We start from the raw sequence: 26452 nt of genomic DNA on the forward strand, positions 1-26452 counted from the left end.
CCTCAGGCCTTGACGGAGTCTGCGGGCTCGGCGGGCGCTGCGGGCTCGGCCGGAGCTGCCGGCTGGGCGGCGTCGCCGCCGAGGCGCGCGTCGTTGTGGCGCGCACCCTCGCTGAGGGCCACCGTCCGGGCCAGGTCGGTGATCTTCTTCTCCAGCGAGCGGAAGCGCAGGAAGGTGTTGAGGGTCAGGAAGCCCATGGCCAGGACCATCACGTACAGCACCAGGTCGGTGCCGCGGCCGACGCCGAGCTGGTGGGCGAGCCAGGTGACGTCGGTCGGCCGCAGGACGGCGTAGACGTTGACGAGGACGAAGACCGAGAAGGCGATGCGCTTCCAGGCGCGGGTCTTGGCCTGGTCCCAGTTGCGTATGAACATGAGGGCCAGCGAGACGGAGCCCAGGATGAGGACCAGCTGGATCCAGAAGTACTTCATCGGCGGCCACGCTCCCGCAGGGTGATGTCGAAGAGGATGTTGACGCCGTTGATCAGGGACTGACCCTTGGCGCGCGAGTACTCGGTGTAGAGGATGTCCACGGGGACCTCGACGACGCGCAGTCCGGAGCCGGCCAGGTAGCCGACGATCTCGGAGGCGTGGGCCATGCCGTTGTGGGTGATCTGCAGCTGCTCCGCCGCCTCGCGGCCCAGTACGCGCAGGCCGTTGTGCGAGTCGGTGAGGTTGAGCTTGCGGGCGGTCGGGCTGACGGCCGCGGCCGTGCGCAGCACGACCCGCTTGATCCACGGCACCTGGCCGTTCTGCTCGATGAAGCGCGAGCCGAGCACCACGTCGGCCTCGCCGGAGCGCAGGACGGCGACCATCTTCTCGACGTCGTCGGTCTGGTGCTGGCCGTCCGCGTCGAAGGTGGCGAAGTAGCGGGCACCCGGCTGGGAGAGCGCGTACTTCAGGCCGGTCTGCAGGGCCGCGCCCTGGCCGAGGTTGACCGGGTGCTGCACGAGGTGGGCACCGGTGGTCGCGATGTGCTTGGCGGAGTCGTCCGAGCTGCCGTCGTCGACGACGACTATGTTCGGAAAGGTCTTGCGCGCTCCCTCGACGACATCGGCGATCACCTGGCCCTCGTTATAGGCCGGTATGACCAGCCAGACATCGTCGTATTGAGACACGGTAACTCCAGCAGGACGTGGCACATGCGAGTGCACGGGGATCGGTGGTACTTCGGAGACGGCCATGGTCACTTCCCGCCCGCGGCGGTGCCCAGGGGGCTCGCGGTGTCCGTCTGCCCGGGGCCTTCGACCGCTTCGGCAGCGGCTGCCGCAGCCGCGCCCGGGAACCCCAGCCGCAGCGCCGCCAGCATAGCGAGCACCGTGGCCAGAGAGCCGAGAGCGTAGGCCAGGATCACACGGAGAGCCACATCACCCGGGGCGAAGGTGACGCCGACCAGCACGGCGGTACCGACGGCCCAGCAGAGCAGCTGCAGGTTGTGCCGCTTGAATACCATCAGCGCCTGGCCGAGCACCATCGCGAACATGTACGCCACGGTGCCTGCGGACAACAGGAAGAAGTCGAAGCAGCCCAGGGCCGGCTTGGCGCCGAAGAGGACGCCGATCAGCCAGGGGCCCAGCACGGTGGCGGGGATGCCGCCGAGCAGGCCGAGCGCCCCGACGACGGCGCCGATCCGGCGCAGCATCGCGGAGAACGCGGCCCGGTCGCCCGCCTGGTAGGCGGCGCTCAGCCCGTTGAGCAACGAGGCCTGGAGCGAGCCGAAGACGAAGAGCGGCACGCGGGCCAGCACCAGCGCGTTCAGCAGGGCCGCGATCAGCACGCTGTCGGTGGGCGCCAGCAGCTTGGTGCTCATCACCGCGGCGTTGACCACGACCTGGGAGAGCAGGGTCGAGCAGATCAGCAGGCCCAGCCCGGCGGACAGCTCGCGCCAGCCGATCTCCTCGCCCGGCTCCGCCGCACGCAGCAGCGCGGGCAGCGTGACCAGGGCCGCCACGACGGGCGCGACGGCCAGTACGAGGCTGAAGGCGAGCGCGGTGTGCAGTCCGAAGACGGCGCAGCCGAAGGCGAGGACGATCCGCAGCCCGCCGTCGATGGCGAGCTGGGTGCCGTACGCGCCGAACCGGCCGAGGCCGGCCAGGACGCCGCGGGTGAGGTAGCAGACGGCCATGCCGGCGAAGGCGCCGCCGAGGGCCGCGACCAGGCCGCGGTCGCCGTGGAACAGCAGGTCCGCGATGGGGCCCGCGCCGACGGCGAGTACGAGCAGGGTCGCGCCGAGCATCGCCGCGGTGAGCAGGGTGGCCCGCCGCAGGACGGGGGCGGCTCCGTGGCCGTCGACCGCACGGGCGGCGACGATCCGGGTGAGCTCCTGCTCGACGGGGAAGAAGATGCCGAGCCCGATCGCCATCACGATCGTCCACAGCACCGAGACGTTGGCCATGGCCTCCGTCGACAGGCTGTGGCCGGCCACGCCCAGGTGGACGTACGAGGCCGCACCGAGCACGACGGTGCCGCCGGCCACCGCGACGGTGCCCGGCGGCAGCGCCGCGGTGATCTTGCCCAGCAGGGTTTTCACTCCGCGCTGCCGCTGCGGTCCGCGCCGGCCGGCGCCGCGAAGGAGGGTCGGGTCAGGGCTTCCGCCAGCTGCTCGCGCCAGTCGGCGAGCGGGGCGAGCCCGGCCTCGGCCCAGCGGTCGTGCGCGAGCACGCTGAAGGCCGGGCGGACGGCGGGGCGCACGAACGCGGTCGAGTCGGTCGGCCGGATCCGCTCGGGATCCAGGCCGCTCAGCCGGTAGGTCTCGCGGGCCAGCCCGAACCAGGTGGTCCGGCCGCTCGCGGTGCCGTGGTAGACCCCGCCGGGGGCGCGGCCGTCCAGCGCGGCCGTACCGAGCTCGACCAGGCGACGGGCCAGCGCGTAGGACCAGGTGGGCTGGCCGTGCTGGTCGTCGACCACGTCCAGGGTGTCCCGCTGGGCGGCCAGCTTGAGCATGGTGGCGACGAAGTTCGGACCGTGCTCGCCGTACAGCCAGGCGGTGCGGACCACGTAGCCGTCCTGCGGCAGCAGCTCGGCCACGGCCTGCTCGCCGGCCAGCTTGGAGCGGCCGTACGCGTTGACCGGACCGGTCGCGGCGTCCTCGGCGTACGGCTGCGAGGCGTCGCCGGGCAGCACGTAGTCGGTGGAGACGTGCAGCAGGCGGGCGCCGGCCGCGGCGCAGGCCGCGGCCAGGACGCGTACACCGGTGCCGTTGACGGCGGTGGCGGCCTCCTCGGCCGTCTCGGCACCGTCCACGTCGGTCCAGGCGGCGCAGTTCACGACCACGGCCGCGCCCTCGACGGCGGCCCGGACGGAGGCCGGGTCGGTGATGTCGAGATCGGCGCGGCGCAGGCCCGCGGCCTCGATCCCGGCGTCCTTGAGGACGGCCAGGACGTCCTGGCCGAGCATGCCGGCGGCGCCGGTGACGAGCCAGCGGGCGCCGGCGGGGTTCGGGCTCACTTCTGCAGCGCTGCCTTCGCCTTCAGCGGCTCCCACCAGGCGCGGTTCTCGCGGTACCAGTCGATGGTCGCCGCGATGCCTTCCTCGAAGGTGACCTGCGGGGCGTAGCCGAGCTCGGAGCCGATCTTGCTGATGTTGATCGAGTAGCGCAGGTCGTGGCCCTTGCGGTCCTCGACGCGCTCGACCATGTCCCAGCCGAGGCCGGCGGCCTCCAGCAGTACGCCGGTGAGCTCCTTGTTGGTGAGCTCGACGCCGCCGCCGATGTTGTAGACCTCGCCGGCGCGGCCCTTGCGCATCGCCAGGTCGATGCCGCGGCAGTGGTCGGAGACGTGCAGCCAGTCGCGCACGTTGCCGCCGTTGCCGTACAGCGGGACCTTCTTGCCGTCCATCAGGTTCGAGACGAACAGCGGGATGACCTTCTCCGGGAACTGGTAGTGCCCGTAGTTGTTGGAGCAGCGCGTGACCACGACGTCCATGCCGTGCGTGCGGGCGTAGGCCAGCGCGAGCAGGTCGGAGGAGGCCTTGGAGGCGGAGTACGGGGAGTTGGGCACCAGGGGCCACTCCTCGGTCCAGGAGCCCTCACTGATCGAGCCGTACACCTCGTCGGTGGAGATGTGGACGAAGCGGCCGACGCCGTGCTTGCGGGCGGCGTCCAGGAGGACCTGGGTGCCCACGACGTTGGTCATCACGAAGGGGCCCGCGCCGGCGATCGAGCGGTCCACGTGGGACTCGGCCGCGAAGTGCACGACGACGTCGTGGCCGGGCATGACCTGGTCGACGGCCTCGGCGTCGCAGATGTCACCCTTGACGAAGGCGTAGCCGGGGTGACCGGCGACCGGGGCGAGGTTGGCTTCGACGCCGGAGTACGTCAGCTTGTCGAAGACGGTGATCTGGGCCGAGGGGTCCGAACCGAGCTGTTGGCGGACGAATTCTGAACCGATGAAGCCGGCGCCGCCGGTCACAAGGATGCGCATAATACAAACAGTCTAGCCGCCCGCCCACCCCGCCACGGCCGCCCGCCCACACCGTTATCGGCCCGGAACTCGTACCTCCGGCGCTCTCGCATAGGGTTGGGGCCATGCGTGGAATTCTCTTGGCCGGTGGCACCGGATCCCGACTCTGGCCGCTGACCCGGGCAGTCTCGAAGCAGCTGCTCCCCGTCTTCGACAAGCCGATGATCTACTACCCGCTCTCGACCCTGGTCATGGCCGGGATCAGCGAGATCCTCGTCATCACCACTCCGGACGACCGCGACCAGTTCGAGCGTCTGCTCGGCGACGGCTCGCAGTTCGGCATCCGGCTGGAGTACGCCGTCCAGGAGCGTCCCGAGGGCATCGCCCAGGCGTTCGTGCTCGGCGCCGACTTCATCGGTGACGACTCCGTCGCGCTGATCCTCGGCGACAACATCTTCCACGGCAGTGGCCTCGGCACCCGTCTGGCCGAGCACACCGACTCCAAGGGCGGCCGGGTCTTCGCGTACCCGGTGGCGGACCCGACGGCGTACGGCGTGGTCGAGTTCGACGAGAACGGCCAGGCCATCTCCATCGAGGAGAAGCCGGTCGAGCCCAAGTCCCGTTACGCCGTGCCGGGCCTCTACTTCTACGACAACCGCGTCGTAGAGATCGCCCGCGGCCTGAAGCCCAGCGCCCGCGGCGAACTGGAGATCACCGCCGTCAACGACGCGTACCTCCAGGCCGGTGAGCTGAATGTCACCATCCTCGACCGCGGTACCGCCTGGCTGGACACCGGCACCTTCGTCTCGATGGTGCAGGCCTCGGAGTTCGTGCGCGTGATCGAGGAGCGACAGGGCTTCAAGATCGGCTGCATCGAGGAGGCCGCCTGGCGGGCGGGTCTGATCGACTCCGCGCAGCTGCGCGCGCTGGCCGAGCCGCTCACCAAGAGCGGTTACGGGGACTACCTGATCGGCCTGCTCGAAGAGGAGGCCGCCCGGTGAAGTTCCGCGAACTCTCCATCGAGGGCGTCTACGAGATCACCCCTCAGCAGCACGGTGACCCGCGCGGCATGTTCATGGAGTGGTACCGCTTCGACCGTCTCGCCGAGGTCGTCGGGCACCCGCTGAACCTGGCGCAGGCGAACCTCTCGGTCTCCCAGCGCGGTGTGGTGCGCGGCATCCACTTCGCCGACGTGCCGCGCGGCCAGGCCAAGTACGTCACCTGCGTACGGGGCGCCGTGCTCGACGTCATCGTGGACCTGCGGGTCGGCTCCCCGACCTTCGGCCGCTGGGAAGGCGTCCGCCTGGACGACGTGGACCGCCGTGCGGTCTACATCCCCGAGGGCATGGGCCACGGCTTCTGCGCGCTGAGCGACGACGCCACGCTGTCCTACCTCTGCTCGGAGACCTACAACCCGACGGGTGAGCACTCGGTGCACCCGCTCGACCCCGACCTGGGCATCGACTGGCCGGCGGACGTCCCGCTGCTGTCCGCCCGCGACGAGGCCGCCCCGTCGCTGGCCGACGCCATCGCGTCGGGCCTGCTGCCCGACCACGCCGCCTGCGCCCGGTTCACGGAGTCCCTGCGGGTGAACTGACCGCCGCCGCACACGACACGGCGTACAGGAGAGGGCCGCACCCACACGGGTGCGGCCCTCTTCGCGTGCCCGCGCGGGACGCGGGCACGTACGTACGACGAAGGGCCCCTCCCCCGTCGCGTGAACGACGGGGAAGGGGCCCTCCTGTCAAACATGGTGCTCGCTCGCACGAGCTACCAGGTCAGAACACGAATTACTTCGTGATCTTGGTGACCTGGCCGGCGCCCACGGTACGACCACCCTCACGGATGGCGAACTTCAGGCCCTCCTCCATGGCGACCGGCTGGATCAGCGCGACCGTCATCTCGGTGTTGTCGCCCGGCATGACCATCTCCGTGCCGGCCGGCAGGGTGACGACACCCGTGACGTCCGTGGTACGGAAGTAGAACTGCGGACGGTAGTTGTTGAAGAAGGGGGTGTGACGGCCACCCTCGTCCTTCGACAGGATGTAGGCCTGGGCCTCGAACTCGGTGTGCGGCGTGACCGAACCGGGCTTGATGATGACCTGGCCGCGCTCGACGTCCTCGCGCTTGATGCCACGGAGGAGCAGACCGACGTTCTCGCCCGCCTGGCCCTCGTCGAGCAGCTTGCGGAACATCTCGATGCCGGTGACCGTGGTGGTGGTCTTCTGCTCCTTGATGCCGATGATGTCAACGGTCTCGTTGACCTTCAGGACACCACGCTCGATACGGCCGGTGACGACGGTACCGCGACCGGTGATCGTGAAGACGTCCTCGACGGGCATGAGGAACGGCAGCTCGGTGTCACGCGGCGGGGTCGGGATCGCCTCGTCGACGGCAGCCATGAGGCCGAGAAGCTTCTCGCCCCACTCCTTGTCGCCCTCGAGCGCCTTCAGCGCGGAGACGCGGACGACCGGAAGGTCGTCGCCCGGGAACTCGTAGTCGGAGAGGAGCTCACGAACCTCGAGCTCGACGAGCTCCAGGATCTCCTCGTCGTCCACCATGTCGGCCTTGTTCAGGGCGACGACGATGTAGGGGACGCCGACCTGGCGGGCCAGGAGCACGTGCTCCTTGGTCTGCGGCATCGGGCCGTCGGTGGCGGCGACCACGAGGATCGCGCCGTCCATCTGCGCGGCACCGGTGATCATGTTCTTGATGTAGTCCGCGTGACCGGGGCAGTCGACGTGGGCGTAGTGACGCGCCTCGGTCTGGTACTCGACGTGCGCGATCGAGATGGTGATACCGCGCTGGCGCTCCTCAGGAGCCTTGTCGATCTGGTCGAAGGCCGAGGCCTCGTTCAGGTCCGGGTACGCGTCGTGCAGCACCTTGGTAATGGCGGCCGTGAGGGTCGTCTTACCGTGGTCAATGTGACCGATGGTGCCGATGTTGACGTGCGGCTTAGTCCGCTCGAACTTCGCCTTCGCCACGGGGTCCTCCTGGAGAGTGGTTCTGTACGCCTTACTCATCGGCGCCAGGTGATCTTTGCTGGAAAGCCGGTCCCTCCGGGGCAACGGAGGGTTACTCCTGTTGCCCCAGAGGCTCCGGTGACAAGCCTAAAGCGTGTACTCGGAAGAGTTACTCGCCCTTGGCCTTCGCGATGATCTCCTCAGCGACGTTCCGGGGAACCTCGGCGTAGGAGTCGAACTGCATCGAGTAGCTGGCGCGACCCGAGGTCTTGCTGCGGAGGTCTCCGACGTAGCCGAACATCTCCGAGAGGGGCACGAGGCCCTTCACGAGGCGAGCTCCGTGACGCTCCTCCATGGCCTGGATCTGGCCACGGCGGGAGTTGATGTCACCGATGACGTCACCCATGGACTCCTCCGGCGTGGTGACCTCGACGGCCATCATCGGCTCGAGGAGCACGGGAGAAGCCTTGCGCGCGGCCTCCTTGAAGGCCTGCGAACCGGCGATCTTGAACGCGAGCTCGGAGGAGTCGACCTCGTGGTAGCCACCGTCGAGAAGGATGACGCGGACGCCAGTCATCTCGTAGCCCGCGAGGATGCCGAACTTCATGGCTTCCTGCGCACCCGCGTCGACCGAGGGGATGTACTCCCTCGGGATGCGGCCACCGGTGACCTTGTTCACGAACTCGTACGCCGGACCGTCGGCCTCGAGGATCGGCTCGATCGCGATCTGCACCTTGGCGAACTGACCGGTACCACCGGTCTGCTTCTTGTGGGTGTAGTCGTGACGCTCCACCGTCTGGCGGATCGTCTCGCGGTACGCGACCTGCGGCTTGCCGACGTTGGCCTCGACCTTGAACTCGCGCTTCATACGGTCGACCAGCACCTCGAGGTGCAGCTCGCCCATACCGCCGAGGATGGTCTGGCCGGTCTCTTCGTCCGAGTGAACGTGGAAGGAGGGGTCCTCCTCCGCGAGACTCTGGATGGCGACACCCAGCTTCTCCTGGTCGCCCTTGGACTTGGGCTCGATGGCGACCTGAATGACCGGAGCCGGGAAGTCCATGGACTCCAGGATCACGGGGTTCTTGTCGTCACACAGCGTCTCACCGGTGGTGGTCTGCTTCAGGCCCATGACGGCGACGATGTCACCGGCGCCCACCGCTTCGATCTCTTCACGCTTGTTGGCGTGCATGCGGTAGATCTTGCCGATGCGCTCCTTCTTGCCCTTGACGGAGTTCAGCACCGCAGTGCCGGCCTCCAGGCGGCCCGAGTAAACCCGGACGAAGGTGAGCTTGCCGAGGTGCGGGTCGCGCATGATCTTGAACGCGAGCGCCGCGAGGGGCTCCTCGTCAGACGGCTTGCGCTTCACGACGACCTCCGCGTCCCGGACGTCGTGGCCTTCGATGGCCTCGATGTCCAGGGGCGAGGGGAGGTAGCGGACGACGGCGTCGAGCAGGGGCTGAACGCCCTTGTTCTTGAACGCCGTGCCACAGAACACCGCGGTGATCGTGGCGCCCGTGCCCTTGCCGGAACCGATGATGATACGACGCACGGCGTCGTGCAGCTGCTCGACGGTGGGCTCGACGCCCTCGAGGAACAGCTCCATGATCTGGTCGTCGTTCTCGGCGACCGTCTCGACCAGCTTGGCGTGCCACTCTTCAGCGGCTTCCTTGTGGCTCTCCGGGATGTCGACGACGTCGTACATCTCGCCCTTGGTCGCCTCGGCGGACCAGACGAACGCCTTCATGGTGACCAGGTCGACAACGCCCTGGAAGTCCATCTCGGCACCGATGGGGAGCTGCATGACGATCGGAACCGCACCGAGGCGGTCCTTGATCATGTCGACACAGCGGTGGAACTCGGCGCCGGTGCGGTCCAGCTTGTTGACGAAGCAGATGCGCGGCACGCCGTAGCGGTCCGCCTGACGCCAAACGGTCTCGGACTGCGGCTCCACACCGGCGACACCGTCGAACACGGTGACGGCACCGTCGAGGACGCGGAGCGAACGCTCCACCTCGACGGTGAAGTCAACGTGACCCGGGGTGTCGATGATGTTGATGGTGTGGTCGACGTCCTCGAGCGGCCAGTGGCAGGTCGTCGCGGCGGACGTGATCGTGATGCCGCGCTCCTGCTCCTGCTCCATCCAGTCCATCGTGGCAGCGCCGTCGTGGACTTCACCGATCTTGTAAGACACACCGGTGTAGAACAGGATGCGCTCGGTGGTGGTCGTCTTGCCCGCGTCGATGTGAGCCATGATGCCGATGTTGCGCACCTTGGCCAGGTCAAGCGAAGTGGTAGCCATATCGGCTCAGTCTTCTCTCGGTCTCGATGTGGGTTGGGACTACCAGCGGTAGTGCGCGAAGGCCTTGTTGGACTCGGCCATCTTGTGCGTGTCCTCACGCTTCTTGACGGCCGCACCGAGGCCGTTCGAGGCGTCGAGGAGCTCGTTCATGAGGCGCTCGGTCATGGTCTTCTCGCGACGGGCGCGGGAGTAGCCCACGATCCAGCGCAGCGAGAGGGTGGCCGCGCGACCGGGCTTGACCTCGATCGGCACCTGGTAGGTAGCGCCACCGACACGGCGGGACTTGACCTCGAGGGACGGCTTGACGTTCTCCAGCGCGCGCTTCAGCGTGATGACCGGGTCGTTGCCGGTCTTCTCGCGGAGGCCTTCCATGGCGCCGTAAACGATGCGCTCGGCGGTGGAGCGCTTGCCGTTCAGGAGGATCTTGTTGATGAGCGACGTCACCAGAGGAGATGCATAGACCGGGTCGATGATGACCGGGCGCTTCGGGGCGGGGCCCTTACGAGGCATTTCTACTTCTCCTTCTTGGCGCCGTAGCGGCTGCGGGCCTGCTTGCGGTTCTTGACAGCCTGGGTGTCAAGCGCACCACGGATGATCTTGTAACGAACACCCGGCAGGTCCTTCACACGGCCACCACGCACGAGCACGATCGAGTGCTCCTGCAGGTTGTGTCCCTCACCCGGAATGTAAGCGGTGACCTCGATGCCGGAGGTCAGACGCACACGCGCGACCTTGCGGAGCGCCGAGTTCGGCTTCTTCGGGGTGGTCGTGAACACACGCGTGCAGACGCCGCGACGCTGGGGCGAAGCCTCAAGCGCGGGGGTCTTTGTCTTCTCGACCTTGTCCTGCCGGCCCTTACGGACCAGCTGCTGGATCGTAGGCACTACTTCTCCGGTTTCTGTGTGCCGTGTAGTGGAGCTAACCTGGAACATTTGCCGACCCACGCGGTCGGGTGTGTCGGATCCAGCGGACTTCCACGCAAGCGCGGAAACGCGTGAATCGCGGTGGCCGATACGGCTCAAGTGCGGTTGATGGACACGCACAGGAGCCCAGGCACACCCCAGGCACAAGGTCTGAGCGTACCTACCGCATCCACTCCGGTCAAAACAAAAGCCCCTGACCCGGGGCGCCGAAGGGCCCACCGGCCAGTCGCCACAGGGCCGAAGCCGGGGTGCGGTCCCTCCGATGTGCGGATGTGGTGCGCGTGTGCTACGCCGCCCCGCCCGGGCGGGGCGGATCGGGCGGATCAGTCCCGCGCCCGGCGGCGGCCCTCCGCGGCGGCCGGCGCGTCGGAGGACGCGTCGTCCCCGGCCCCGTCCGGCTCCAGGAACTGGCTGACGACCTTGCCGAAGACCTCGCGGCGGCCCTCGGGAACACCGAGCCAGCGGGCGAAGTCGTCGATGGTCGGCGGCTTGCCGCCGGGCGGCAGGTCCTGGGAGGCCAGCGGGAGCTCGTCGGGGCTGACCCGGCCGGACCGGATCAGCATGTCGCGCACGGAGACGCCCAGCAGCGGAGCCATCCGGCGCATGGTCTCCAGGTCGGGCATGCTCTGCCGCTGGAGCAACCGGGTGACGGCGGCCCGGTGAACCCCCGCCTCGTCGGCGATCCTCGACTTGCCGCCGCCTCTGGGGTTGTCGATGTCGTAGCCGCGCTGCCGCATCAGTCCTTCGACCCAGGCCGCGAACGCGTCCAATTCGAGAGTGCTCATGTGCCGCTCCTCAAGTCCGCAGTCCGCACCATGAGATCACAGCCTACCGTGCTTGCGCGCACAGAATTATACCCTTCACCAATTAGCCACACCTTAGGTAAAGGGATCTTGATTGCGCGCTCGCACGCAACGTGTAACAGTGGGCTCGCCGTGAGCCACGGCAGTCCCACCGTCGCGGAGTCGCCATGCCCTTTGTTCCGTACTCAGCCCCGCCCGACACCGCCCCCTCGCCCTGGCAGGCCGCCGCCGCCTGCGCCGCCCTCCCCGCGGACGTCGTCTTCGCCCGGCGCGCCAAGGACGCGGCCCCCGCGCTGCGCGCCTGCGCCGGCTGCCCGGTCCGGCGCGAGTGCGAAGAGGCCGTCGCGCCGTCCGAGAGCTGGTTCGACGGAGTCTGCGCCGGACGTCTGTGGCGCAACGGCCGGCCCGCCGCCATCCCCTCGCCCTCCGGGAGCCTCCGTGCCTGACCGCACCGCCAGCGACACCGCACTCTGGATCGCCTCGCTCATCCGCCAGTTCCCCGAGCTCTGCGAGGAGCTGGCGCCCGGGCGCGCCACCCCCTTCGCGGCCGGCCTCCCCTCCCCCCGCACCCCGCGCGACGACGCGCTCGTACGCGAGGAGCGGCGCGAGGCGCTGATCGTCCGGCAGCGTCACGGCCTGTCCGCACCCGGCCACAGCGCCGCCCCCCTGCGCCTGCACGTCTCCGACGCCCTCCGCGACATCACCGACGGAGTGGTCGAGCTGGAGGAGGCCGTGTGCGCCCGGCTCGGGTTCCCGCGGCCCCGCCGCGCCCTGGTGCCCGTACGTCTGCGCAGGCTCGCCGCCCTGCTGGACGAGATCGCCGCCCATCCGGTCCTGGCCCGGCACGTGCGGGACGAGCTGCGGCGCATGGCGCGCCGCTGTGCCCGCGCGCTCGGCGACACCGAGCAGGTGGTGCGGGTCTCCGGCCGCTGCCCGTGGTGCGACTCCGTGTCCCTGCGCGCCTTCCCCGACCGCCGGGCCGTGCTGTGCGTCAACCCGGCCTGCCGCTGCACCGACGAGGAGTGCGGCTGTCACGACGACCCGGCCTACCGCCACCTGTGGCCCGAGAGCGGGTGGACCGCGCTGGCGTCCGACTCGGGCTGCCGCACCGAGGAACTCGACTCCGCGATGGAAGGCAACCCGCGATGACCCCTCCGCCCTCCCCTGTCTCCAGGTTCTCTCCGCTTCCCGCCCTGATCCCGGGGCCGCTGGCCGCTCACGAGGCCGGGGTCGCGCCCGCCACGATCCGCAAGTGGGTCCAGCTCGGGCGGCTGACGGCGGCCGGCAAGGCCGGGCGCGCGCAGCTGTTCCGGCTGGAGGACGTGTTCGCCGCCGAGCGCGATGCCAGCCGGCGCACGCCGAGCGGGATGCGCGGGGCGGGGCCCGCCCCGGCCTGACCGTCCTCCCACCACGCCCCCACCACCCGCGCCGGATGCCCGGCCTCCTTCCCGGAGGCCGGGCATCCGGCGTTTTCGAACCTTCACGGACCTCGGAAGAACCCACCGCCGAATTAGTTGCGCGCGCGCACGCACCATGTCACAGTTGGTGCAGCGGCAGAGCTGCGCCCGCAAGGCGGGACGCGGCACACCGCTCCGCGTCGGGCGGTGTCCGCCCCCCGCCCCCCTCCGGGCACCGCCCGACAGCCCCCTTCCACCCATCAGCCCGAGGTGAATCGTCGTGACCACTCCCCCGAGTGCCTTCCCCGACGTCGAGGCCCTGGTCGTCGACGTCCTCCAAGCTGATCCCGCGCTGTCCACGGCCGTCGTCGCCGTCAGCCCGCCCGCCGGATTCGACGGCACCCAGCGGGCCGTCATGGTCAACCGGCGCGGCGGCGCCTGGACCGGCGACCTGCACGTGGACATCCCGCTGATCGAGTTCGAGGTGTACGGCCCTACCAAGGCCGCCGCGCACACGCTGGCCAATGCCGCCCGGCGGGCCCTGCTCGCCGCGCTCGGCAGGACGTACGGCTCGAACACCTTCACCGACGTCATCGAGCAGGACGGGCCGCGCTGGCTCCCGGACTACCTGTACCGGGGCGCCAACCGCTACGTCTGCGTGATCCAGGTGTCCCTCAGCGTCTTCTGACGCGCCCCTCGCCGGCCGCGCCCCCGCGCCCCGGCCCCCACAGACCAAGGCCCTGCCGTCCGGCGGGGCCTTTGCCGTACCCGGACCCGGACACACCGGTGTTCCGGATCGGCAGACCTCTATATAAGGAGAAGCATCACCATGGCAGGAAACTCTTCCGAGATCCGCGTAGCCGGCAACGGTCGCCTCTTCGTCGCCGCCGCCGGCACGGCGCTGCCGACCGCCTTCACCGGCAAGCCGGACGTCGACTGGGGCGCCAACTGGAAGGACCTCGGCTTCACCACCGCGGACGGCGTCACCTTCGCCAAGAAGGACAAGCTCGAGCCGGTCGACTCGTGGCAGGCCGTCAGCCCGGTGCACTTCACCTACTCGGACCGGGACCTGAGCATCAAGTTCGCGCTGCTCCAGTTCAACGAGCTGACGCTGCCGTTCTTCATGGGCGGCGGCGCTGTCGTCGACGAGGCCACGCCCGCCAACGGCATCTACCGCTACGACATCGCGGACGCGCCGAAGTCGGACGCCCGCGCCCTCGGCCTGGAGTTCACCGACACCAAGGCGAGCGACGGCTCGGTCGTGACCTACCGCTTCTACATCCCGCGCGGCCAGGTCACCGCCTCCGACGACATCAAGCTGGCCCGCAAGTCGGCGTCCACCCTGGGCATCACCTTCACCGCCCTGGCCGCGGGCGACGACAAGCCGCTGGCGAGCTTCGTCATGAAGGACGGCGCGTACGCCGCCGTCTGATCCACCCCTTGACGGGGGCGGGGCGGCCCTCGCGCCGCCCCGCCCCCACCCCTTCTTCGACTTTTCCCCGCACCCAGAGGAGAACCCATCACCATGGCAGGCTTCGACGTCAACGCGGCCCGCGCCCAGCGCCAGGAGGCCCTCGGCCGCGCCTGGTCCTTCGAGCTGGACGGCGAGACGTACACCCTTCCCACCGAACTCACCCGGGCCGCCGCCAAGGGGCTGCGCGGGCTCGACGACAACGACGTGGACGGCCTGCTCCGGCTCCTCATGGGCGAGAAGCAGTTCACCCGCTTCGAGCAGCACGACGTCACGATGCAGGACATCGCCGCGATCCTCGAGGCGTACGGCAAGGAGACCGGGCTCGGCCTGGGGGAAGGCTGAGCCTCGTCGAGTTCGTCGACGAACACGCCGAGGCCCTCGAAGCGGACCTGCTCCGCTATTACGGCAAGGACCTGCTGGACTGGCACCGCGGCGAGCTCTCCTCGCGGCGCCTCCAGGTCCTGCTGAAACACCTGCCGCGGGACAGCTCCGTCAACCGGGAGCTGTTCGGTGAGGCGTCCGACTGGTCGGTGACCGACCACCTGCTGGCGGCGGCCGTGGACCACCTGGCGGCCGCCAACTGGATGTTCGCCTCGGTCAACACGCCCGAGGACGAAGATCCGCCGGAGCGTCCCGATCCGGTGCCCCGTCCCGACGGCACGCCGTACACGGGCTCCGCCGGCGAGGGCGCCGCCCCGGAAACCGCGGAGCCGGCTCCCTCGGCGGAGACCCTCGTCCGGTTCTTCGGCTGAGCACCACCCGCCCCCCAGGCCCTGGGGGGCGCCGTCTCAGCGGCCGCCCTCCGGGGCCACGGGCCGGCTCGCGCCGGACTTCGACTCCATCTCGTCCGCGAGCGCGCGCGCCCGGGCCGCCAGGCTCGGGCGACCGGGCCCCGCGGGTGCCTGGGGGTCGGCGGCCGACCCCTGCGCGCGAGGCTGTACGGGGACGGAGTCCAGCGGGGGCACGATCGGCCGCCCGTTGCGGCGTACGACCTTGCGGCTCACCGGGGGCGTGCGCTTCTCCCGGATCTCCTGCACGGAGAGCAGTGCCCGGGCGGTGGCGCGCGGCGCCCGGCCCTCGTCGGCCGGTCCGTCGGGCTCGGCGGGCGGGCCGGTCGGACCGGACCCGGACGCGGCCTCCGCCGTCTCGCCGGACCCGGACGCGGCCTCCGCCGTCTCGCCGGACTCGGCCGGCTCATCGGACTCGACCGTCTCATCGGGCTCGTCGTGCCGCCGCGACTGTCCGGCTGTCGCGTCGAGTTCGGAGGCGTGGGCGTGGCCGGTGTCCGACTGCCTGTCGAGGATGGCGTGGGCGCGGCGTACGCGCTCCTCGGCCTCGCGGACGGGAGCGGGTGGTTCGATCAGCGCGGTCACCGGCAGCCGGATCACGTCGGCGCCGTGGCCGCCCGGTCCTTGACCGGGGCTCTGGCCCACGCCCAGGACCTGGCCCTGGCTCTTGCCCGCGCTCCTCGGCTCGCCGCGGCGGCCGGCGGTACCCGCGGCGTAGGCCTCGGCGACCCGCTTCTCGAACTCGCGCCGCAGGCGGGGCAGGTCCTCGCCCATGGCCTCGGCCCAGCCCGCGGTGAAGGACGCGGTCTCGCGGCGGTCGAGCTCGGAGCGCGGTATCAGAACGAGGTCCTCGGGCGCGTATCCCGCTCCGTGGACGAGTTCGGACAACCGGGCGAACAGATGGGGCAGGTCAGCCGCTACTTCGAGCCAGTCGACCGCATGTTCACGCCCCCTGATACCGGTATCCCTGTCCATGCGTCAGCACTGCCTTCCCGCCCCCGGGCTCCCCTCACGCCCCACGCGACCCGCGTTTTCCCAGGCGGGGGAACAGGCATCCAGCGTACCCGGTCGCCCGGAAACCCCACCGTTCCAGCACCAACCAGGCGTTGGGGGCAGGGGGGCCGGACACGCCGTCAGGGGTTTCCGGCTCGACAAACATCGAACCGATGTTCCAAACTCGATTCGTACACCCGTTCGGCTCACCTGGTGCCCCCGCCCTTCGTCCGCGGCGCCACCACACGGCAAGGGCAAGCAACTGGAAGGCAGGCCTCCATGACCCAGCAGGCTGAGGGCTCACCGCAGACCACGCTTCGAGAACGCCTCAGCCGGCTCCTGGACGGACCCGTCCCCCTCGACAAGCGGGCCCTGCTCGACTCCCTGTACGCCGAGGTCACCACCCGCGAGACCCGCGCGTACACGCTGGGCTGGAACGACGCCCTCACCGAGATGCGCGGCGCCTCCTGACGCCGCCCCGCCCGCGCACGAACCCGGCCCCTATGGGCCGGGTTTTCGCATTTCCGCCCGCTGATGAATGGAGGAGAGATGGCGCGAGATCTCCAGAAGATCGACAGTGACCTCGCCTCGGCAGAAAGCACCGTCAAGACACTCGAGGCCAGCAGTTCCTCACATGCGACGCATATCGTCAATCAGGGCACCAGTATCGCCGAGATACGGAAAGCCCTGGGTTTCGGTACCAACGCGAAAGCTCCCGACACGGCACAGCGCCTCACGCAGCTGGAATCCGATGTCGCGAAGGCGCGAGACAAGATCAAGATTCACACCTGGGGCCTGTACGCCCTGGCGACGAACGCCCTGCTCTTCAAGCTCGACGTACAGCTCCTCACCGTGTCCATGCAGGCCGTCAAATTCGACCTCTCCGTCCTGAAGAAATGGGACGAGAAGAGCTTCAAATGGACCGGAGCGCTGAACACGAAGCTCGCCGAGTGGCGGCTCGCCGTCAAGGACAAGTTCTTCCAGAACGCCGCCCAGAGGCAGCGGGACAAGGAGGCGAGCGCCAAAGCCGACAAGGACCTCGCCAGCGCGATCAAGAAGCTCCCCCCGATCGTCGAGAAGCACGACGGCCGCATCAAGAAGATCGAAGACGCGCTGAAATCGGTCCGGGACAGCGCCAAGAAGGCCACGGATTCCAGTACCGGCCGCAAGCACGGAATCGATTCGGCCAGACCGACCCTCAAGCCGGTGACCCAAGACGTCAGGGCTCTGCGCGAGGCCGTCAATCAGCTCGCCGGAGCCCTCGGCGGTTTCTGAACAACCCTCCCACCCGTGAATTGAGGGAGAAATGTCTCTCGTAACGTCGCTGCGCTCCTCATCCACCGCCCTGAAGGGCTTCAAGGACCAGGCCGCCGGCGCCGGAAAGGCCGCCGACGGCCTCCGGCAGAAGGCCACCTCCAGCGGAAGCCGGCTCCGGACGCTCAAGACGTCCGCACAGGGCTCCACCACCCAGCTCAAGAACCTCAAGACCGCCGGCGACCAGGCCGAGCGGTCCATGGCCAAGGCCGGCCAGACCGGTCAGCGCGCCGGTACGCAGCTCGGCAAGTTCAAGACCGGCGCCGACCGGGCCGCCTCCGGCCAGGACAAGCTCAACAAGTCCATGAAGGGCAACTTCCTCGCCCGGCTGCTCGAACTGTTCATGCCGCTCATCGAGAAGATCGTCGAGATGGCGAGCCGATCGAAGGCCATGCAGACCGTGATCCGGGTGGCCTTCACCGCCATCCGCACCGTGATCTCCGCGGTCATGAAGGCCATCGGCCCGATCATCCGCAGCGCCGGCAATCTGATCAAGTCGGTCTGGAACAGCGTCAAGGGCGCTGTCATGCCCATCGTGTCGGCCATCGGCAATGCCGTGAAGTCCGCGTTCAACGGCATCCGTTCGGCCATCAGCACCGTGATGAACGCGATCCGCTCGGTCATCAGCACCGTGTGGAACGGCATCAAGGCCGTCATCATGCCGGTGGTCAACTGGATCAAGTCGGCCATCCCGAACGCCTTCAACTCCGTCAAGAACGCGATGTCCAGCGCCTGGAACGGGCTCAGGGGCATCGCGGCCGCCGCCTTCGGAGCCATCCTCGGGGCGGTGAAGTCCCCCATCAACTCCGTCATCGGCCTCATCAACTCCATGATCGGCCGGATCAACCGCATCCGCGTCAGCGTCCCCGGCTGGGTCCCCTTCGTCGGCGGCAAGAGCTTCGGCGTCAGCCTGCCCACGATCCCCATGCTCGCGACCGGCGGTGTGGTCATGCCGCGCAGCGGCGGTGTCCCGGCGATCATCGCCGAGGCCGGTGAGGCCGAGGCCGTCCTGCCGCTGTCCAAGCTCGACCGCCTGCTGGCCCGTACGGCCGCCCGCGCCCGGATGACGGCCACCGGCACCGGCAACGGCTCGGCCCTGCACATCGAGAACTACTACGCGCAGCAGGGCAGCGACCCGCAGCGCACCGCCGACGCGCTGATGTACCTGGCGAAGGCGCGCGGATGAGTACGCCGGCCATCCCGGCCGATTTCTTCGCGGGGTGGCAGCCTGCGATCAACGGCCTGCGGGCCCAGGCCTCCCAGGCGCGCCAGGCCGTGCGGCGGCAGGCCGCCTCGATCCGGGGCGCCGCGACCGGCGTGGGCCGGCTGTCCACCGAGGCCGGCCAGGCGGGCAGGGTGCTCGCCTCGCTGAAGACCCGGGCCGGCGCCGCCGCGCAGTCGGCCGGAAAGCTCGGCCAGTCCGCGGGCCGGGCCGGCGCCGGCACCAAGCAGGCCGGAAACGGCGCCCGCGGGGTCGTCGCCTCGCTGCGGAAACTGGGCGGGAAGACCGGCGGCGTCCTCGCGATCATGAGCGGCCTGGTGGGAGTCACCGGGATCGTCGCCACCCTGATGAGCACCTTCGGCATCGCCATGACCGTCGGCTCGGTCGTGATGACCGCGGTCAACGTCGCCATGCGCGCCAACCCGCTCGGCTTCGCGCTCGGGATCCTGATCCCGGTCGCCGCCTGGCTCATCGAGCTCGCCATGAACTCCGAGACCGGCCGGCGCCTCATCGAGGAGACGTTCGCCCGGGTCGAGGTCGTGTTCACCGAGCTCACCAAGTACCTCGTCCCGGTGCTCAAGACCACCGGCGAGATCGTCGGTACCTACTTCAGGACGTACTTCGCGGTCGTCTCCGGGGTCGTGGCCGTCCTGCGCGCCGCCGTCGGCGGCTTCTCCGGGACCGGCGGTTCCGTCGGCTCCGCCACCCGCTCGCTGCGCGGGATCGCCTCCGGCGCGTTCGACGCGATCATGGCCCCGATCCGGCCGGTGATCAGCTTCCTCACCAGTGGCCTCCCCGGCGCCTTCTCCCGCGTGAGCGGATCCCTCTCCGGGTCGCTCGGCGGCATCGGCCGCATGGTGACCACGGGGCTGCAGGCCGTACTGGCCGTGGTCACGGGCCCCTTCAACGGCATGATCGCCTTCGCCAACTGGATCATCGACGGCCTCGAGGACCTCAGCTTCGAGATCCTCGGCAAGAAGTTCGGCGTCGACCTCGACAAGATCCCGATGCTCGCGGAGGGCGGCGTCGTCTGGCCCCACTCGATGGGCCAGGCCCCGCGCATCAACCCCGTGTCGGACCTCGACCACCGCCGCGTCACGCCCTTCGACCCGCACGCCGCGCGCCAGGAGCCGTACCGCGTCAAGGAGTTCCGCGAAGAGGCGGGCGCAGGCCCCCGGTCCACGGCCGAGGACCTGCTGTTCCTCGTCGCCGCCCACGCATGACCCCCCGCGCGGATCCACCGCCCCCACCCGAGATGAGGTGACGGCCCGTCATGGCCGAGACCACACAGACGTACACCGCCGATCTCGAACCCGGCTCGCTCATCACCCAGGACGGGCAGATGCAGTGGGCCGGGATTCTTTTCGGCCCCGGCACCCCCTACACCATCGAGAAGGCGGGCCTCAGCGGCTGGGAGGACTTGCCCGAGTTCGACAGCTCCGACGCCGAACGCCCCACCGGCCACGGCTCCTGGCCCGGCGCCCGCTACGCCAAGCCCCGCAAAGTCGGCGGCACCGTCTGGATGGTCCCCGAGCGGGGCGCCTCCCTGGCCACCGTCCGGGCCCTGCGCCAGGCGCTGACCCTCGGCGACGAGGAGCGCTGGCTCGCGGTCCGGCTGCACGGCGAGATCCTGGCCGTACGGGCCCGGGTCAGCCAGCGCGTCGTCCCGGCCGACCGGGTGTACGCCACCCAGGGCGCGGCCAAGGCGTCCGTGCAGTGGCTGGCCACCGACCCGCGCCGCTACCTGGTCGGCGAGCAGTCGGCGATCGTGTCCGCACCGGAGCCGGAGAGCGGTCTGACCTGGCCGCTGGTCTGGCCCCTGAGCTGGGGCACGGCCTCCAGGACGGGCGACGCGAGCGCCGACAACGACGGTTCCGCGCCCACCCACCCGGTCATCACCTTCCGCGGCCCCTGCGGCACGCCCTCGGTGACGGAGCGGCTCAGCCGCCGCCGGCTGCGCTACGCGATCGACCTGACCTCCGGCGACGAGCTGGTCGTGGACACCGCGGCCGGCACGGTCACCCTCAACGGCACCGCCTCCCGCCGGCACACGGCCACCGCGGACAGCGGCCCGGAAGAGCTGTTCACCTTCGAACCGGGCCGGGCCGAGCTCTCCTTCCGCCCGGACAGCGCCGCGTCCGGCGCCACCATGTCCGTCCGCTGGCGCAGCGCGGAGTGGTAGCGGGAGCCCCCGGCCCCGACCCCTCGCGCCCGGCCTCCGGCCCCCGACCGCCCGCGCCTGCGCCCGCGCCCGCGCCCGCGCCTCCGTACGCGTACCCCTTGCACCCCTCCTCTCCCTGAACGGAGTTCCACATGCCGCTCCACACCAGCTGGCTCTCCCCGACCGGCCAGACCCGCGAGAACACCCGGGTCAGCCAGATCGGCGCCACCACCCCGATCAACCCGCAGCAGGCCCGTTCGGGCATCCTGCCGGGCTCGTACGGCGGCCAGCACCGGGTCTCCGGGTTCTGGACGGACGGCGCGTCCGCGATGACCCTCAACGTCAGCAACGGCCGGGCCGTCATCCAGGGCCTGCACGCCCAGGGCTTCTACCAGGTGACCCTGGACGGGGGCGCCGTGCTCACCGTCGCCGACGGCGACGCCCAGTACGGCCGCGTCGACCTGCTCGTCCTGCGCGTCTACGACGCCTCGTACGACACGTCCGGCAAGAACGAGGCGGCGGTCGAGATCATCCGCGGCACCCCCGCCGCCACCCCGGTCGCCCCGGCCACCCCGCCGCTCTCCCTCCCCCTGTACGAGATCGCCGTCCCGGCCGGCGCCAGCGCCGGCAAGGGCGGCATCGTCTGGAACGGGGCCCTCAAGGACCTGCGCACCACCACCGTCGCGATCGGCGGCATTGTGCCCGCCTTCGGCGACACCGGTGCCGGCGCCTACCCGGGCCAGTACCAGGACGGCGCCGCCGCCGTCCTGCAGCGCTGGGACGGCTCCGCCTGGGTCCCGTACCCGTCCGCGCTGGGCGGTATCGCCCCCAAGGGCGCCTTGACCACCGCCAGTTACGTCGGCCAGTACCGCGACACCCCGCAGCGCGTGCTCCAGCGGTGGAACGGCACCGCCTGGCTGCCGGCCTTCCCCGGGCCGCTCTTCGCCGAGAACCTCGACGCCGGCTTCACCACCTCCACGACCTACTCCCAGACGCTGCAGGACACCAGCGTCGCCCAGGTGCAGATCACCTTCCCGGCGCCGGTCTCGGGCGCCGTCCTGCTCACCTACGGGGCCCGCATGGGGCCGGTCGGCAACGCCGCGGCCGCCGCCTTCACGTCCGTACGGGTGACCCAGGGGGCCACGGAGATCTGGGCCCCGGACGACGAGCGCGGCGTGTGCACCGCCGGCGACCCGGCGACCTCGGCGTCGACCACCACGCGGCTGGCGGGCCTGACCGCCGACCTCCCGTACACGGTGACCCTGATGCACCGCGTCAGCGTCGCGGGCGTCAAGACCTGGTTCGACAACATCTTCCTCCGCGTCGAGCCCCTGATCTGAGTTCCGGCCGCACCTGGTCCCACCCCGCACAGCTTTGAAGGAGAACTCCGTGAACGTGCGATCCGCCTGGCTCCCGATCACCGGCCAGACCCGCTCCGACACCCGCGTCGCCTCGCTCGGCGCCCTCACTCCCACCTCCCCGGTCGCCAGCCGGTCCGGCATCCTGCCCGGTTCGAGTGACGGCAAGTGGCGGATCTCCGGCTTCACCGTCGTCGGCACGACCGCGATGGGCGCGACCGTCTACCCCGGCCGGGCCGTCATCCAGGGCACCGACAGCCAGGGCGCGTACCCCGTCGTCCTCACCCAGCCCCTGAACCTGACCTTCACCGTCGGCCACGCCCAGTACGGCCGCGTCGACCTCATCGTGCTGCGCGTCTACGACGACGAGTACGACGCCTCCGGCCGCACCGAGGCCGATGTCGAGGTCATCCGCGGCGTGCCGGCGGCGAACCCGGTCGCCCCCGCGACCCCGCCGCTCTCCCTCCCCCTCTACACCGTCGCCGTGCCCGCCGGCACCAGCGCGGGCAACGGCGGCATCGTCTGGGCCGGCGCCCTGGCCGGCCAGCGCACGGCCACCGTCGCCATCGGCGGCATCCTTCCGGTCACCTCCGACACGACGATCGGCGCCTACCCGGGCCAGTACCGGGACATGGACGGCGCCCTCCAGCGCTGGGACGGCACCGCCTGGACGCCGTACCCGCCGAAGGCCGCGTGGCAGAACTGGACGCCGGTGTGGACCACCTACACCGGCAACGCCCCGCCCTCCTTCGGCAACGCCGAGATCACCGCCCGCTGGATCCAGCAGGGCCCGACCGTGCACATGAACTTCGCCATCGCCTTCGGCACCACCACCAACTTCGGCGCCGGCGCCACCAGCGGCGACAACTGGCGGTTCACCCTGCCGGTCAAGGCGGCGTCCGCGGTCAAGTGCGCCGGCTTCGCCGACCTGATGATGGGGACGCGCGAGCGCGCCGTCGCCCGGATCCGCTGCACCTCGACGACCTTCTTCGAGCTGGAGATCTCCTCCGGCATGCCGAGCGGCGACTCCGTCGTGATCGCCGGCATCACGGACGCCGTCAGCCCGTGGACCTGGGCGGCGGGCCACACCATCATCGGCAGCGCCACCTACGAGGCGGCGACCCAGTGAGCACCGAGACCCCGTACCGCGCGATCTTCTGCGACGTACGGACCGACCGGACCATCGACATCCTCCCGCTGCGGGACGTGTCCATCGACGACTACATCGGCAAGCCGGGCGCCCTGTCCGGCAACATCCCGGTGCCCGACGCGGCCATCGCCGCCCGGGTCCGCCGGATCGAGGAGGGCCGTACCGCCGTCTACCTGGAGCGCGGCGGCGACCTGTGGTGGGGCGGGATCATCTGGACCAGCACGCTGCAGAGCAGCGGCCGGGGCGTCATCACCCTCAGCATCCAGGCGGCGACCTTCGACTCGTACGCGGGCCGCCGGCGCATCCGCCAGACCTTCGGCCACACGACCCCCACCGACCAGCTGGAGCTGGTCCGGGAGCTGTGGCGCAAGATGCAAGCCTCCGTGGGCGGCGACATCGGAGTCACCTACGGGGACGAGACCTCCGGCGTCCTGCGCACCGAGTCCTGGCGCGACGGCGACGAGGTCCTGTACTCCGAGGCCATCGAGGCACTGGCCTCCGCGGAGAACGGCATCGAGCACCAGATCTCCGTCTACCGCGACCCGGTCACCGGGGCCCGCACCCGCCAGCTGCGGCTCGGCAGCCCGCGCATCCACACGGGCGTCACCGACCTGGTACTGGACCGGCCCGGCGCGATCCTCTCGTACGCCTTCCCGCGCGACGCGACCCGCGGCGGCACCACCGCCCGGGCCCGCGGCGCCTCGGTCAACAGCAACCAGGCCGAGGAGTCGCGGCCGGTGTACTCGAAGGAGATGGTCGCGGACGACCTGATCACCGGCGGCTGGCCGCGCATCGACCTGTCCTCCGACCACAACACGATCAGCGACGGGAACGCCCTGAACCTCCGTGCGGCCGGCGAACTCGCCCAGGCCCGCGGGGCCGTCGTCATCCCCGAGATCACGATCCGCCTGGGCAGCGAGGTACCGCCGTCCCTGCTGGGCCGGACCGTGCGCATCCGGATCACCGACGAATGGCACCCCCAGGGTCTCGACGCGCGCTACCGCATCATCGGCGTCAAGGTCAGCCCGCCCGAGCGGGGCCGCCCGGACACCGCCGATCTCTACCTAGAGGAGGCCTGATGCCCCAACTGCCCGAGGACATCATCGACCGGCTGACCGCCATGGAACGCCGGATCCAGCAGCTGTCGACCGCCGTCAACACCCGCCCCGCGCTCAACACCGTCAGCGGCGGCACCCTGAAGATCTCGGACGGCGGCTCGCTGTCCGTGGAGGAGCCGGGCGGCACCCGGATCCTGGGCGTCGGCTTCTGGTCCTCCACCGAGTACGGCATGGAGATCAAGCGGCAGAGCGGCAAGACCGCGCTCAGCATCCGCAACGCCGTCACCGGCACCTACGACCAGGCCGTGCGCGTGTTCGACGCCTACAACCACGAGGTCCTCGCGGACGACGTGGTCACCGGCGGCCTGGCCCGCCCCTGGCTCGCGATGCTGCCGCCGCAGGACACCAGCACCACCCGCTGGCCGCAGACCAACGCGACCGCCTGGACCACCGTCGCCCGCTCCTTCAACCCGCTGTGGCAGCCCCGCCTGCGCGTGTACTGCTACACCGCCGCCGCGGCCGGCGTCACCGGGCAGGTACGGATCCTCGTGGACGGCGTCCAGTGGGGCGACCCGGTCACCACCGGGGCGATCCTCGACCGCACCGACAAGGCCGCCGACGACTTCAACGCCCGGTTCGGCAGCCTGGTCAAGGTCGAGATCCAGGCCATGGTCACCAGCGGCACCGGGCTCGTCTACGCCCAGCCGCTGATGATGTACGGCACCCAGAGCTGACCCCGCGCCGCCCACCGCAAGGAGACCCCCGCACATGAACATCGACCCCGCTCAGCCCTGGGGCATCGCCATCGACTACGCGGGCCGCGCCACGCTCACCGAGGCCGGCCACAGCATCCAGGTCCGCGTGTACGACGCCGGCCTCGGCGGCACCCTGGAACTGGACCCCGTCAGCGGCTACCCGTCCGTGTACGTCACCGCCCAGTTCACCGAGACCGGCGACCTCGGCACGCAACTGCGCGGCTCCGGCCAGGTCGTCCTCGACCCCCCGCCCGAGGGCCCGGTCACCCCGGACCGCACGGCCGTGGCCTCCGCGGTCGCCGCCGCACTGGCCGACTTCGAAGCCCGCACAGCGGCGTACGCGGCGCTGTGCGCCACGTACAGCCCCGTCGGCGTCTGAGGGGCGCGGGGCCCGGGGCTGAACCCCGGCCACGCCGCCGCACCCGCACACCCACCGGTACACCCCGCCCCGAGCCACCCCCGGCCGGGGCTTTCGCATGCCCGAAGGAGACCTGCCATGGCCACCCCCCTCACCGCCGACACCCTGCTGGAAGCACTGCGCGCGGAGGGCGTCGACGTCGTGGAGCACGACGGCTGGCGCACCCACAACCGCAACCACAAGGGCGCCTGGGGCCCGGTGAACGGCGTAGTGATCCACCACACCGTCAGCACCGGTACGGACAGCAGCGTCGCCCTCTGCCGCGACGGCTACGCCGAGCTGCCCGGCCCGCTCTGCCACGCCGTCATCGACAAGGCCGGCCGCGTGCACCTGATCGGCCACGGCCGCACCAACCACGCCGGTCTGGGCGACAGCGACGTCCTGGACGCGGTCGTCGCCGAGTCCGCGCTGCCCGAACCCCGCCGCAACGACACCGACGGCAACGCCCACTTCTACGGGTTCGAGTGCGTCAACCTCGGCGACGGCCGCGACCCTTGGCCCGCCGCCCAGCTCGACGCCATCGAGCGCGCCTCGGCCGCCCTGTGCCGGGCCCACGGCTGGCAGGCCCCCTCGGTGATCGGCCACAAGGAGTGGACCGGCACCAAGGTCGACCCGCGCGGTTTCACCATGCAGGACATGCGCGCCCGGATCGCCGCCCGCCTCTCGGCCGGCCCGGGCCAGGGCACCGGGCCCACCCCGCCGCCGGCCGACCCCGGCCGCCACCAGCCCTTCCCCGGTGCCGGCTTCTTCACCGCCCTCCCGCACTCGCCGGTCGTCACCGCCATGGGCGAGCGCCTGGTCGCCGAGGGCTGCTCCGACTACGCCGAGGGTCCCGGCCCGCAGTGGACGCAGGCCGACCGCCGCTCGTACGCGAAGTGGCAGCGCAAGCTCGGCTTCACCGGGTCCGACGCCGACGGCTGGCCGGGCCGCACCTCCTGGGACGCCCTGAAGGTCCCGTACTCCGGCTGACCGACCGT

Annotated in this window: 31 protein-coding genes; 20 read left to right on the forward strand and 11 right to left on the reverse strand. The window is 70.5% G+C overall.

What is annotated here, in order from left to right:
• Positions 1 to 2 precede the first annotated feature (2 nt).
• The 5 genes from J7F03_RS02035 to rfbB all read right to left on the reverse strand — a co-directional run bounded on the left by J7F03_RS02035 (position 3) and on the right by rfbB (position 4420).
• Positions 3 to 431 carry a DUF2304 domain-containing protein gene (locus tag J7F03_RS02035; protein ID WP_214946853.1) on the reverse strand — a complete coding sequence of 143 codons (429 nt, stop codon included), beginning with the start codon at positions 429 to 431 and terminating at the stop codon, positions 3 to 5.
• Positions 428 to 1117 carry a glycosyltransferase family 2 protein gene (locus tag J7F03_RS02040; protein ID WP_214946854.1) on the reverse strand — a complete coding sequence of 230 codons (690 nt, stop codon included), beginning with the start codon at positions 1115 to 1117 and terminating at the stop codon, positions 428 to 430. Before J7F03_RS02040 ends, J7F03_RS02035 begins: the two co-directional genes overlap by 4 nt.
• Before the next feature lie 68 nt (positions 1118 to 1185).
• Positions 1186 to 2529, reverse strand: coding sequence for a lipopolysaccharide biosynthesis protein (locus tag J7F03_RS02045; protein WP_214946855.1), 1344 nt, complete (start codon positions 2527 to 2529; stop codon positions 1186 to 1188).
• Positions 2526 to 3395: a dTDP-4-dehydrorhamnose reductase gene (gene rfbD / locus J7F03_RS02050; protein ID WP_214946991.1), complete on the reverse strand. Its 870-nt coding sequence runs from the start codon at positions 3393 to 3395 to the stop codon at positions 2526 to 2528. The genes J7F03_RS02045 and rfbD overlap by 4 nt, the downstream gene beginning before the upstream one ends.
• A gap of 47 nt (positions 3396 to 3442) precedes the next feature.
• A complete protein-coding gene (gene rfbB, locus J7F03_RS02055) occupies positions 3443 to 4420 on the reverse strand; it encodes a dTDP-glucose 4,6-dehydratase (RefSeq protein ID WP_214946856.1) in 978 nt (325 codons plus the stop codon).
• A gap of 104 nt (positions 4421 to 4524) precedes the next feature.
• Between rfbB and rfbA the strand changes: the two genes are divergently transcribed.
• Positions 4525 to 5400: a glucose-1-phosphate thymidylyltransferase RfbA gene (gene rfbA, locus J7F03_RS02060; protein ID WP_214946857.1), complete on the forward strand. Its 876-nt coding sequence runs from the start codon at positions 4525 to 4527 to the stop codon at positions 5398 to 5400.
• Positions 5397 to 5996: a dTDP-4-dehydrorhamnose 3,5-epimerase gene (gene rfbC, locus J7F03_RS02065; RefSeq protein ID WP_214946858.1), complete on the forward strand. Its 600-nt coding sequence runs from the start codon at positions 5397 to 5399 to the stop codon at positions 5994 to 5996. Before rfbA ends, rfbC begins: the two co-directional genes overlap by 4 nt.
• Before the next feature lie 193 nt (positions 5997 to 6189).
• Here the strand turns inward: rfbC and tuf are convergent, their stop codons facing one another.
• From tuf to J7F03_RS02090, 5 genes are all read right to left on the reverse strand, one after another.
• The gene (tuf, locus tag J7F03_RS02070; RefSeq protein WP_214946859.1) at positions 6190 to 7383 is read right to left on the reverse strand and encodes an elongation factor Tu; all 1194 of its coding nucleotides are present in this window, start codon (positions 7381 to 7383) and stop codon (positions 6190 to 6192) included.
• A 148-nt stretch (positions 7384 to 7531) separates the two neighbouring features.
• Positions 7532 to 9661, reverse strand: a complete 2130-nt coding sequence (gene fusA, locus J7F03_RS02075) for an elongation factor G (RefSeq protein WP_214946860.1) — start codon at positions 9659 to 9661, stop codon at positions 7532 to 7534.
• A gap of 39 nt (positions 9662 to 9700) precedes the next feature.
• Entirely contained in the window at positions 9701 to 10171 is a 471-nt protein-coding gene (rpsG, locus tag J7F03_RS02080) for a 30S ribosomal protein S7 (protein ID WP_214946861.1), read from the reverse strand.
• A 2-nt stretch (positions 10172 to 10173) separates the two neighbouring features.
• On the reverse strand, positions 10174 to 10545 hold the full coding sequence (gene rpsL, locus J7F03_RS02085) for a 30S ribosomal protein S12 (RefSeq protein ID WP_007265893.1): 372 nt from the start codon (positions 10543 to 10545) through the stop codon (positions 10174 to 10176).
• Between the two features lie 362 nt (positions 10546 to 10907).
• Positions 10908 to 11369 (reverse strand): helix-turn-helix transcriptional regulator, encoded by a 462-nt coding sequence (locus J7F03_RS02090; protein WP_214946862.1) that lies wholly within the window; start codon positions 11367 to 11369, stop codon positions 10908 to 10910.
• Positions 11370 to 11554: 185 nt separating this feature from the next.
• On the opposite strand from J7F03_RS02090, the gene J7F03_RS41865 reads away from it, so the two are divergent.
• From J7F03_RS41865 to J7F03_RS02125, 7 genes are all read left to right on the forward strand, one after another.
• A complete protein-coding gene (locus J7F03_RS41865; RefSeq protein ID WP_214946863.1) occupies positions 11555 to 11833 on the forward strand; it encodes a WhiB family transcriptional regulator in 279 nt (92 codons plus the stop codon).
• Positions 11826 to 12536, forward strand: a complete 711-nt coding sequence (locus J7F03_RS02100; RefSeq protein ID WP_214946864.1) for a hypothetical protein — start codon at positions 11826 to 11828, stop codon at positions 12534 to 12536. The genes J7F03_RS41865 and J7F03_RS02100 overlap by 8 nt, the downstream gene beginning before the upstream one ends.
• Complete coding sequence (locus tag J7F03_RS02105) at positions 12533 to 12784, forward strand: hypothetical protein (protein ID WP_214946865.1); 252 nt, start codon at positions 12533 to 12535, stop codon at positions 12782 to 12784. The genes J7F03_RS02100 and J7F03_RS02105 overlap by 4 nt, the downstream gene beginning before the upstream one ends.
• A gap of 280 nt (positions 12785 to 13064) precedes the next feature.
• A complete protein-coding gene (locus J7F03_RS02110) occupies positions 13065 to 13472 on the forward strand; it encodes a hypothetical protein (RefSeq protein ID WP_214946866.1) in 408 nt (135 codons plus the stop codon).
• Between the two features lie 141 nt (positions 13473 to 13613).
• Positions 13614 to 14216: a phage tail protein gene (locus tag J7F03_RS02115; protein ID WP_214946867.1), complete on the forward strand. Its 603-nt coding sequence runs from the start codon at positions 13614 to 13616 to the stop codon at positions 14214 to 14216.
• Positions 14217 to 14309: 93 nt separating this feature from the next.
• The gene (locus J7F03_RS02120) at positions 14310 to 14600 is read left to right on the forward strand and encodes a hypothetical protein (RefSeq protein WP_214946868.1); all 291 of its coding nucleotides are present in this window, start codon (positions 14310 to 14312) and stop codon (positions 14598 to 14600) included.
• Between the two features lie 47 nt (positions 14601 to 14647).
• Positions 14648 to 15010, forward strand: a complete 363-nt coding sequence (locus J7F03_RS02125) for a hypothetical protein (RefSeq protein ID WP_214946992.1) — start codon at positions 14648 to 14650, stop codon at positions 15008 to 15010.
• A gap of 36 nt (positions 15011 to 15046) precedes the next feature.
• Here J7F03_RS02125 and J7F03_RS02130 read toward each other — a convergent pair whose 3' ends face one another.
• Complete coding sequence (locus tag J7F03_RS02130) at positions 15047 to 16021, reverse strand: hypothetical protein (protein WP_214946869.1); 975 nt, start codon at positions 16019 to 16021, stop codon at positions 15047 to 15049.
• A 297-nt stretch (positions 16022 to 16318) separates the two neighbouring features.
• Between J7F03_RS02130 and J7F03_RS02135 the strand changes: the two genes are divergently transcribed.
• The 11 genes from J7F03_RS02135 (at position 16319) to J7F03_RS02185 (ending at position 26444) form a co-directional block, all read left to right on the forward strand.
• Positions 16319 to 16510, forward strand: coding sequence for a hypothetical protein (locus J7F03_RS02135; protein ID WP_214946870.1), 192 nt, complete (start codon positions 16319 to 16321; stop codon positions 16508 to 16510).
• Between the two features lie 78 nt (positions 16511 to 16588).
• On the forward strand, positions 16589 to 17314 hold the full coding sequence (locus tag J7F03_RS02140) for a hypothetical protein (RefSeq protein WP_214946871.1): 726 nt from the start codon (positions 16589 to 16591) through the stop codon (positions 17312 to 17314).
• A 31-nt stretch (positions 17315 to 17345) separates the two neighbouring features.
• Positions 17346 to 18539 carry a phage tail protein gene (locus J7F03_RS02145; protein WP_214946872.1) on the forward strand — a complete coding sequence of 398 codons (1194 nt, stop codon included), beginning with the start codon at positions 17346 to 17348 and terminating at the stop codon, positions 18537 to 18539.
• On the forward strand, positions 18536 to 19798 hold the full coding sequence (locus J7F03_RS02150) for a tape-measure protein (RefSeq protein WP_214946873.1): 1263 nt from the start codon (positions 18536 to 18538) through the stop codon (positions 19796 to 19798). Before J7F03_RS02145 ends, J7F03_RS02150 begins: the two co-directional genes overlap by 4 nt.
• 50 nt (positions 19799 to 19848) lie before the next feature.
• Entirely contained in the window at positions 19849 to 20757 is a 909-nt protein-coding gene (locus J7F03_RS02155) for a phage tail domain-containing protein (RefSeq protein ID WP_214946874.1), read from the forward strand.
• Between the two features lie 131 nt (positions 20758 to 20888).
• Positions 20889 to 22076 carry a hypothetical protein gene (locus J7F03_RS02160; protein ID WP_214946875.1) on the forward strand — a complete coding sequence of 396 codons (1188 nt, stop codon included), beginning with the start codon at positions 20889 to 20891 and terminating at the stop codon, positions 22074 to 22076.
• 49 nt (positions 22077 to 22125) lie between these two features.
• Complete coding sequence (locus tag J7F03_RS02165; protein ID WP_214946876.1) at positions 22126 to 23223, forward strand: hypothetical protein; 1098 nt, start codon at positions 22126 to 22128, stop codon at positions 23221 to 23223.
• Positions 23220 to 24323 (forward strand): hypothetical protein, encoded by a 1104-nt coding sequence (locus J7F03_RS02170; RefSeq protein WP_214946877.1) that lies wholly within the window; start codon positions 23220 to 23222, stop codon positions 24321 to 24323. The genes J7F03_RS02165 and J7F03_RS02170 overlap by 4 nt, the downstream gene beginning before the upstream one ends.
• Positions 24323 to 25036: a hypothetical protein gene (locus J7F03_RS02175; RefSeq protein WP_214946878.1), complete on the forward strand. Its 714-nt coding sequence runs from the start codon at positions 24323 to 24325 to the stop codon at positions 25034 to 25036. Before J7F03_RS02170 ends, J7F03_RS02175 begins: the two co-directional genes overlap by 1 nt.
• A 34-nt stretch (positions 25037 to 25070) precedes the next feature.
• Entirely contained in the window at positions 25071 to 25436 is a 366-nt protein-coding gene (locus J7F03_RS02180) for an ATP-binding protein (RefSeq protein WP_214946879.1), read from the forward strand.
• A 117-nt stretch (positions 25437 to 25553) separates the two neighbouring features.
• Positions 25554 to 26444 carry a peptidoglycan-binding protein gene (locus J7F03_RS02185; protein WP_214946880.1) on the forward strand — a complete coding sequence of 297 codons (891 nt, stop codon included), beginning with the start codon at positions 25554 to 25556 and terminating at the stop codon, positions 26442 to 26444.
• Positions 26445 to 26452: the final 8 nt, after the last annotated feature.

The sequence above is a fragment of the Streptomyces sp. ISL-43 genome (assembly GCF_018614195.1).
Taxonomy (GTDB): Bacteria; Actinomycetota; Actinomycetes; order Streptomycetales; family Streptomycetaceae; genus Streptomyces.

What these genes read in the sequence shown, in the direction of transcription:
- J7F03_RS02035 (WP_214946853.1), bottom strand. Translation starts at nt 431, where the DNA reads ATGAAGTACTTCTGGATCCAGCTGGTCCTCATCCTGGGCTCCGTCTCG.
- rfbD (WP_214946991.1), bottom strand. Translation starts at nt 3,395, where the DNA reads ATGCTCGGCCAGGACGTCCTGGCCGTCCTCAAGGACGCCGGGATCGAG.
- rfbB (WP_214946856.1), bottom strand. Translation starts at nt 4,420, where the DNA reads ATGCGCATCCTTGTGACCGGCGGCGCCGGCTTCATCGGTTCAGAATTC.
- rfbA (WP_214946857.1), top strand. Translation starts at nt 4,525, where the DNA reads ATGCGTGGAATTCTCTTGGCCGGTGGCACCGGATCCCGACTCTGGCCG.
- fusA (WP_214946860.1), bottom strand. Translation starts at nt 9,661, where the DNA reads ATGGCTACCACTTCGCTTGACCTGGCCAAGGTGCGCAACATCGGCATC.
- rpsG (WP_214946861.1), bottom strand. Translation starts at nt 10,171, where the DNA reads ATGCCTCGTAAGGGCCCCGCCCCGAAGCGCCCGGTCATCATCGACCCG.
- J7F03_RS02090 (WP_214946862.1), bottom strand. Translation starts at nt 11,369, where the DNA reads ATGAGCACTCTCGAATTGGACGCGTTCGCGGCCTGGGTCGAAGGACTG.
- J7F03_RS41865 (WP_214946863.1), top strand. Translation starts at nt 11,555, where the DNA reads ATGCCCTTTGTTCCGTACTCAGCCCCGCCCGACACCGCCCCCTCGCCC.
- J7F03_RS02105 (WP_214946865.1), top strand. Translation starts at nt 12,533, where the DNA reads ATGACCCCTCCGCCCTCCCCTGTCTCCAGGTTCTCTCCGCTTCCCGCC.
- J7F03_RS02115 (WP_214946867.1), top strand. Translation starts at nt 13,614, where the DNA reads ATGGCAGGAAACTCTTCCGAGATCCGCGTAGCCGGCAACGGTCGCCTC.
- J7F03_RS02120 (WP_214946868.1), top strand. Translation starts at nt 14,310, where the DNA reads ATGGCAGGCTTCGACGTCAACGCGGCCCGCGCCCAGCGCCAGGAGGCC.
- J7F03_RS02130 (WP_214946869.1), bottom strand. Translation starts at nt 16,021, where the DNA reads ATGGACAGGGATACCGGTATCAGGGGGCGTGAACATGCGGTCGACTGG.
- J7F03_RS02135 (WP_214946870.1), top strand. Translation starts at nt 16,319, where the DNA reads ATGACCCAGCAGGCTGAGGGCTCACCGCAGACCACGCTTCGAGAACGC.
- J7F03_RS02140 (WP_214946871.1), top strand. Translation starts at nt 16,589, where the DNA reads ATGGCGCGAGATCTCCAGAAGATCGACAGTGACCTCGCCTCGGCAGAA.
- J7F03_RS02145 (WP_214946872.1), top strand. Translation starts at nt 17,346, where the DNA reads ATGTCTCTCGTAACGTCGCTGCGCTCCTCATCCACCGCCCTGAAGGGC.
- J7F03_RS02150 (WP_214946873.1), top strand. Translation starts at nt 18,536, where the DNA reads ATGAGTACGCCGGCCATCCCGGCCGATTTCTTCGCGGGGTGGCAGCCT.
- J7F03_RS02155 (WP_214946874.1), top strand. Translation starts at nt 19,849, where the DNA reads ATGGCCGAGACCACACAGACGTACACCGCCGATCTCGAACCCGGCTCG.
- J7F03_RS02160 (WP_214946875.1), top strand. Translation starts at nt 20,889, where the DNA reads ATGCCGCTCCACACCAGCTGGCTCTCCCCGACCGGCCAGACCCGCGAG.
- J7F03_RS02175 (WP_214946878.1), top strand. Translation starts at nt 24,323, where the DNA reads ATGCCCCAACTGCCCGAGGACATCATCGACCGGCTGACCGCCATGGAA.
- J7F03_RS02180 (WP_214946879.1), top strand. Translation starts at nt 25,071, where the DNA reads ATGAACATCGACCCCGCTCAGCCCTGGGGCATCGCCATCGACTACGCG.
- J7F03_RS02185 (WP_214946880.1), top strand. Translation starts at nt 25,554, where the DNA reads ATGGCCACCCCCCTCACCGCCGACACCCTGCTGGAAGCACTGCGCGCG.